At 66.8% G+C, this 6,921-nt stretch carries 7 protein-coding genes and 1 pseudogene; 2 read left to right on the top strand and 6 right to left on the bottom strand.

The features are described 5' to 3' along the window. Window positions 1–286: 286 nt before the first annotated feature. Window positions 287–682, top strand: a complete 396-nt coding sequence (locus tag ACFU6I_RS47185; RefSeq protein WP_384380390.1) for a hypothetical protein — start codon at window positions 287–289, stop codon at window positions 680–682. A gap of 260 nt (window positions 683–942) precedes the next feature. On the opposite strand, the gene ACFU6I_RS47190 is transcribed toward ACFU6I_RS47185, so the two are convergent. The 3 genes from ACFU6I_RS47190 to ACFU6I_RS47200 all read right to left on the bottom strand — a co-directional run bounded on the left by ACFU6I_RS47190 (window position 943) and on the right by ACFU6I_RS47200 (window position 3,647). Then, complete coding sequence (locus ACFU6I_RS47190) at window positions 943–2,379, bottom strand: IS1380 family transposase (protein WP_384380407.1); 1,437 nt, start codon at window positions 2,377–2,379, stop codon at window positions 943–945. Between the two features lie 294 nt (window positions 2,380–2,673). Beyond that, a complete protein-coding gene (locus tag ACFU6I_RS47195; RefSeq protein WP_384380393.1) occupies window positions 2,674–3,000 on the bottom strand; it encodes a hypothetical protein in 327 nt (108 codons plus the stop codon). Window positions 3,001–3,398: 398 nt separating this feature from the next. Beyond that, on the bottom strand, window positions 3,399–3,647 hold the full coding sequence (locus ACFU6I_RS47200) for a hypothetical protein (RefSeq protein WP_384380396.1): 249 nt from the start codon (window positions 3,645–3,647) through the stop codon (window positions 3,399–3,401). A gap of 486 nt (window positions 3,648–4,133) precedes the next feature. Between ACFU6I_RS47200 and ACFU6I_RS47205 the strand changes: the two genes are divergently transcribed. Further along, complete coding sequence (locus ACFU6I_RS47205; protein WP_384380399.1) at window positions 4,134–4,355, top strand: GntR family transcriptional regulator; 222 nt, start codon at window positions 4,134–4,136, stop codon at window positions 4,353–4,355. A gap of 254 nt (window positions 4,356–4,609) precedes the next feature. Here ACFU6I_RS47205 and ACFU6I_RS47210 read toward each other — a convergent pair whose 3' ends face one another. The 3 genes and pseudogenes from ACFU6I_RS47210 to ACFU6I_RS47220 all read right to left on the bottom strand — a co-directional run bounded on the left by ACFU6I_RS47210 (window position 4,610) and on the right by ACFU6I_RS47220 (window position 6,442). After that, window positions 4,610–5,299 (bottom strand): type 1 glutamine amidotransferase domain-containing protein, encoded by a 690-nt coding sequence (locus ACFU6I_RS47210; protein WP_384380402.1) that lies wholly within the window; start codon window positions 5,297–5,299, stop codon window positions 4,610–4,612. 171 nt (window positions 5,300–5,470) lie between these two features. Beyond that, window positions 5,471–5,732: pseudogene (locus tag ACFU6I_RS47215) on the bottom strand (RNA-guided endonuclease TnpB family protein); the annotation flags it as partial. 143 nt (window positions 5,733–5,875) lie between these two features. Further along, window positions 5,876–6,442, bottom strand: a complete 567-nt coding sequence (locus ACFU6I_RS47220; RefSeq protein WP_384380404.1) for a DUF5565 family protein — start codon at window positions 6,440–6,442, stop codon at window positions 5,876–5,878. Between the last annotated feature and the right edge of the window lie 479 nt (window positions 6,443–6,921).

Below are 6,921 nucleotides of genomic sequence, written 5' to 3' on the forward strand. Positions count from 1 at the left end.
CCAGCTACCTCGCAGGGCTCCACCTACGCGGCTCCCTCATCTGGATCCGCAGCCTCCGCCCCACCGAGTGATCTCAACCTGGAACAGGCCCTAGTGCTGTGACCGCGTAGGTTCGCCGACATCGTCCGGCTGCAGGCCGTCACACGATTTGAGCATGTTCAATTTTGAGCGCGTTCAATATAGTGTGGGGCGAGCCAATGGGGCCTGGTCGCGGGCGGCTGCCCGTGCGTGTGGGGGAGGGATCTGCGTGGTCCGACAGATCTTGCGGTCGGCTGCCGTCACGGCGGTGGCGATCGCACTGACGTCGTGCGGCTGGGCTGCGGCGATCTACGCAACCGAGATCTCAGCGGATCAGCTTGCGGGGCGATGGGCCAACGAGGCGGGGACATCCTTGACCTTCCACGCGGATCACACCTTCACCAGCGAAAACTTCAACAAGTTGCCCGTCGCGTCTGACTGCAGCCACCCTTCGGCCCTGTCGTCCGGCAGGTGGGCGTTCCACTCCGAGACCAGCGCTGACGAGACCGCCTCACGCGGCACCGTGCTGTCCCTGACCTTCTCGGCCGACGACTGCAGGGTGGACACTTACCTCTTCGGCGACGAAGACGATCCCTTGATGTGCCCGACCGCAGACCCAGATGCAGCCTGCGATTCAATCGGCTATCTCCGCCGAACCAGGTAGGCCACGAAACGCGCCGCTTGCTACGACTCCATCCATCCGTGACCGGGCAACGCCAGCACATCCGCTCCCATAGATGCCCCAGCCTCAATCTGCTGACTCTCCAGCGCTAGCCTCGCCGTTTCGGTTGGGGTGATGAGACGTCGCTGTTCGTCTGCTGTCACGTGGGCCGGGTGATTTCGTTGCCTGGGCATGGCGGAGTCCCGGCGCATGGTCGGGTTCTCCAAGGTCTTTCAGGTCGTGGGCGGTCGGGGGTTTGCTGGTCAGCCGGCGGGGCGGGGCAGTGCCGCGAGGCGATGGAAGGCCGTGGCCAGTTCGTGTCTCCAGGGCCAGGTCGCCGATATCCGCAAGCGCAGACGCCGACCGCCGCGGGTGAGGCGGGCGGCGACGTGCAGCAGCCGGTAGCGGAGCTTCTTCGGCTCGGCAGCCGCGAGTTCGCCGTCCAGGAGCAGGACGCGGGTCCAGGCCAGCAGGTCGATCGCCGTGAGGCTGAGTTCGAGCCAGACGGTATTGACACCGAAGTCGCGGGAGGGGAAGCGGCCGAAGCCGGTGCTCTTGCCGCAACGGATGCGGTCCTCGACGCATGCGTGCCCGCGGTGGCGGACTTCGAGGAACTGAGCCGAACCACCACCGGAGTAGGAGGTGTCGGTGAGGAACACCTGATGGCGCAGGCCCTCGTCCTGGTCGAACAGGGACAGCTGGGCTCCGGGGTGTGGCCGCTCGCGGCGCACGATGATGCGGGTGCCGGCCGGGTAGCCGTCCAGATCGACCATGCCGGTCAGCTCGGCGACCTCGGCGCCATCACGCAGCGTCCCGTCCTGGTTCAGGGCGGGATGCCAGAGGTCCTTGGGCATGGCCCGGACAGCACGGCGGACCGGCTCGGTGATGGCGTATCCGACCGAGAAGAAGGTACGGATCCCTCGTTTCCGCATGTCACGAACGTGAGCGAGGAAGGCTTTCGCGGATCCGGCACTGTCCGTGCGGACCAGGATGTCGGTGCCGTGCCGGTGAGCGTCGGGGATCTGTGCGAGTGCCTGGTCGAACACTTCGATGTGGTCGGTGGCGGTGTTCGCGCCGGCGTTGCCGGGCCGCAGCCGCCCGGACAACGCCTCGCCGGTGTTGGCCAGGAAGCACAGCAGCGGGTGGAACCCGAAACCGCCCTTGTAGGTGGGCGCGGCCGCGTCCTTCTCGGAGTGGCAGGTGATCAGCGTGGCGTCGAGATCCAGGACCAGGCCGGGCAGCACGCGCCCCGCAGCCCGGGCAGCGGGTATGCCCTCACCGGTCTCGGCCGCCTGCAGCCACGCGACCTCCCGAGCCGAAGCCCTGGCCGAGCGCACAGAAGCCAGTGCCCACTCGTCAACGTCGGCGAGCAGTCGCCAGGCCGTCGGTGTCGAGGCGACCGAGCCGAACACGTCGGCCTGGTCCCGCAGCACGGCCAGGTCCGCGATGGCCTCGCCGCCGTCGGCGAGCGTCACCGCCAGGTCGGTGGCGATCCGTCCCGGATCATGTCCGGTCCCGCGAGGCCGCAGCGGCCTGAGAGCGGTGGAGTACGCGGCGGTCAGACCTGTGGCATCCGCAAGATCCGCCAGCAACCGTGCACCGGCATGCCCGACGACCCCCGAACCATCGGCACTGACATAGACCTTGGGACGCAACCCGATACCCTGCACGTAGAAAGTGCCCTCCTCCTGGACCGACAGAACCCCTCAGCAAGGTTCATCGTCCCAGGTCAGGAAGGCACTTTCGCGTTTCCGCCTCGCCAGCCGCCAAACCCAAGCGAAACGGCGAGGCTAGCTAGTGCTCTGACCGTGAAGGTTTGCCGGGTTAGCCGGTCATTCCTTCTCCGAGGCAGCTGCGAGATGGCGGCGGCGAGCTCGGCTCGAACCTCACCGCGGAAGTGAAATATCGGCAGCGCCAGCCGCCTGGTCATCAACGGCCGGCACGTGGGAGACGATCCTGCGGGCCGTCCAGGTCGATACCGAGCCCGGGGCAGCCTAGACCCAGTTCGCCCAGCCAAAGGTGAAGAGATAGGCCCGGCGACCTGCATCCATCCCCCTGATGCCCCGAAGGAGCGTGACCGCCAGCGCGACAAGGAACAGAGCGGCGAAGAATCCAGCCACGAGGGCACCAGCAATGGCCCCCGCGAACAGGCCCACGACCACAGTTGCCACGACGACGATTCCAAGGCCGAAGTGCGCAACAGGCAGGTCGGCCCTGAGTACTTCTCGCACAGCCTTGCGTGACGCCCGCATGTCAGAGGCATAGCGCTCCCGGGCCGCCTCCGGGTCGGCGGCAGGTCCTTCAGGCCACTGTTTCATCATCCCCCCGGTTCCGTCCGCACAGAGCCTAATTCGACCATCGTCGGACGGGGGCAACAAGGCGCCCGCCCGTCCGCAATCCTGTCAGGGGCGGCCGTCCGTGTCCTGGCCTCCAGGCATGGCCGACCCGTAACCGGTGCACTCCCGGCCGACCACTTTGGAGTGTCCGCCCGGACCGGACGCAGATACCTGGCGGCCGTCGGTGAGACCCAGCGGACCCCCGCCGCTCTGTCGGCTTAGCACCCGCGCACGCACGCCCCGTACCCGCTGCCTCTCCGGTGGCTGGTACGGGGCTCTCGTGTTTTCTGGCGGTCCGTCAGGAGTGCCCTGAGGGCCCGCACGCATGACAAGAGCCCCAGACCTGACATCGTCCTAGGTCTGGGGCTCTTTTGCGTTCGGGGTTACGCCCTACGCATCAACCTCTCCGCCGCAGCGTGCGTGCCAGCGTTCACCGGGAGCCTGTTGGCAGCGATGGAGACGACCTCTGCCAGCGTGGCCGCCATGTGTTCAAGGAACGCCGCACGCTCCGCGTCCGACACGGCTTCACCCGCCTCCAGGACGCTCCCCACGACGGCCAACAGGGCGCTGGCCGCCTCCAGCCCGGCGATGTCGGCACAAGCGTTCAGGACCCCGCCACGGGGGCTGACCACGAACATGTCCTTCCCGGTCGCGGGGTCGGTACCGACGTAACGGGGGGTCGTGCTGCCCCCCGCAGGGTTCGGCGTGGTGTCCTTATTGCTCCACTGGTGGCACGTGGCTGAGATGTGGTCACCGACGTGTCCGGGCACACGTTGGCAGGGGGAGTGCTGCCACGCATCGACGGGCGACGTGGGGTCGACGGCTCCGCACTCGGTACCGGTCCACGTCTCACCGTTTGACGCTCTGTGGGGGCCGTCGTGCCCGGAGCGGCGCACGCACGCACTGTCAGCCGCTGTGGCCGGCACGGGGGTGATGAAGCGGTCGTGCTCGCAGATAGGGTTTTTCACAGGTCGACTCCTTCCAGTCGACTAGCCCCTGAGTGATCCCTAGCCCGGATTTCTCGGGGGCGTTTCTGTTGTGGGGCACCCACTTTACGGGACCTTGCTATAGCTAGCTATCCCTCGCCATGAACCGCTACAGCGCGCAGCATTGATCATGTGGAGCTTGATCCGACCCGCGCGAAGTGGACCCAGATCTCAGCGGAACTTGAGCGGCGCATTGGCGCTGGCGAGTATCCGGCGGGATCGAAGCTGCCCGGCATCCTCGCTCTGTGCGGTGAGTTCGGGGTGGCCCAGGTGACAGCGCGCAAGGCCCTTGCCGACCTGCGGGAACGCGGGATCATCCGGACTGAGAACGGCATCGGTTCGTTCGTCTGCTGAGGTGTAAGCGCAGGTCAAACCTATGTGCGTAGCTTGACACCTTCATTGACCGCACGGCGGTCGGCAGGGTGAGGAGTGGCTCGTGTATGGCGTGGTTCCGTGGGGCGCCGCCCGGATCGGGACCGGCACTCGGGGACGTGGCGGAGCCCGTGGTTCCTGCGCCGCCCAGCCGAGCCCGAAGGGCTGTCCCCCGTAGCGGCGCAGGCCGCATCGCAGGCAGAACCTTGCCGGTATGCAAAGCGCGGCGACGCTCCTCAAAGGACCTTGAGCAGACGTTCGGCCAGGACGGCTGCCGAGGCAGGGTTCTGCCCGGTGAACAGATTGCGGTCAACCACCGTATAGGGCTTCCACATCTCGCCCTTGGTGAACTCGACTCCCAGGTCAATGAGCTCGTCCTCCAACAACCAGCGGGCCTTCGGGCCAAGCCCGACCGCGTTCTCTTCCTCGTTGGTGAACGCCGTGATCCGGTAGCCGGCGAACGGCGATACGCCGTGGATCCTGGTCGCCAGCATCGCGGCCGGGGCGTGGCAGACAATGGCGAGAGGCTTGCCAGCGGCGACCGCCGCGGTCAGCAACCGTCCGGCGTCCGCGTCGACGCACAGGTCTTCCATGGGGCCGTGGCCGCCCGGGAAGTAGACAGCGTCGTAATCTTCCGGGCGGGCGTCCGCCAATTGGATCGGCCGCCGCATCACCTCTGCAGAGCGGATGGTCGCCTCCAGATCGAGAGCGATCTGAGCGCTGCCGGCCATCTCGGGGCGCAGGCTCATCATGTCCACGGTCGGAACCACCCCGTTGGGGGTGGCGACCACGACCTGGTGGCCGGCCTCGGTGAGCGCCTTGTACGGGGCCGCGAACTCCTCGGCCCAGTAACCCGTCGCATGCCTGGTGCCGTCCTTGAGCGTCCAGTACGCCGCGCCAGTCATCACAAAAAGTAGCTTCGCCATCGGACAATCGACTCCTCATCCATATGTGATCTGGTTGGGGCAGATTGGTTACAGATGCACCTTATGTCGAAGTATCATCCATGCCACATGCGACAGTCGATCTGCCGGACTGCGCGAGCCGAAAATGCCATCCCGGCAGTTGAGACGACATGGCGGTACTCGTGACTCCTGGTTGGCTATGCCCGGGTCGATGCCGACCGCGCTGCCGTTCACGGCCGACGGCTCGGGGCGGCCTGTTCAGCGGTCAGCGCGACACATCACTTACGGCCCTCGCGCTTGACCGAGCCCGTCTGACCCTGTCGACCACCGCACGGTGCTGATGCACCTTGACGTGCCCGACACCTTGGGGGCGAGCGCGGGTGACCGGATCGTGCGCGGTGGCATCCCAACGACAGTCGTCTCCGTCCCTGGGGAAGTCCACCGTGTCGAACCGGCCCAAGCGACAGAGCCCGTTCAACCGTACGTGACTGGGCACTTTCACGTTCACGTGTGCGCCGACAACCGCTGACCCTGGACACGCGACAGTGCCCCCGACACACGCCCTAGAACTCAAGATCGGTCGGGGGTGCTTCGCCGTCATGCTTTCGGGAAGTCCCTGGCTTTGATCTTCGCCATCCGTCCGTCGGTGTGGTGCCAGACGATCCCCTCACAGCCATCGACCGCGGCCAGGGCCAGCACGGTACTCCGGATGCCATCGAACGTCAGCTCCGGCACTGAGACGTGCTGCGCTGCGGCGTGCTCGACGAGCCGGTGAACGTCGACTTCCTCGGGATTTCCGTTCACCTTCGGGCCGATCAGCTCGAAGGTCCCGGCGGTCCGCTCGCTCGGGCCGGCCGCCTGCAGGGCCTCTGCGTGGAACTTCGCGAACGATGACTGATCTACGGGCTCCCAGCCGATGGTCTTACCGGTCTCGGTGTCGACGGAGAGGACGATGTAGTTCGGCGGTACCGCCTTGCGGGGCTTGACCTCGCGACGCGCCCACCACTTGCCCGTTTCGTCGAGCATCACGCAGGTGCCGTCGTACTTGCGGGTGGCCTTCCCTTCACCTGCGAGCACCCACTCGCAGCCGGGATTCACCTCAGGCAGGACATGCGTGGGGTTGTTGTCGAAGTCGCGGACGAACAGGGTCGGAATCTTCTGCATCCCGGGATCCTCTCGGCTGAGCGGCTTGCGTGCATCGGAATTTCGTTCACGCCGCCACCCGCCGCCCCGCTATCGACAGCTGCAGGACCTTGCTGTGCCCGTGCTGCTGGCCGCATCCGGTCCCAGCCGCGGCGCCGGCCAGCGCGCGGGCCGGAGCACTCACCCGCCTGGTACCGCAACCGGCGCTGCCACGGCTGACAGTGGTACCGCGGAGGCCTGGCGCATGTCATGGGCAGCGGCCGACACAGGAACGGCCTGCTCGTGGAATTGACCGACATCGATTGCTCCGACACCGGCCATGCCTGCCTCGGAGTGCCGGTTGCCGCCGTTGCACCCGTCCTGCGACAAGCTGCGACCTCGCCGCCACGACACCCACCCGGGAGCCGACCGTGCCTGAAGACCCGTGCACGGACACAGTGGCACTGCTCGAGGTTTGTTGTGGCAGGACATCCGGCGGCCGCCGTTGCACTTTTCGGTGC

Origin of the sequence: Streptomyces sp. NPDC057486, assembly GCF_042802415.1 — a bacterium.
Classification (GTDB): domain Bacteria; phylum Actinomycetota; class Actinomycetes; order Streptomycetales; family Streptomycetaceae; genus Streptomyces; species Streptomyces yanii.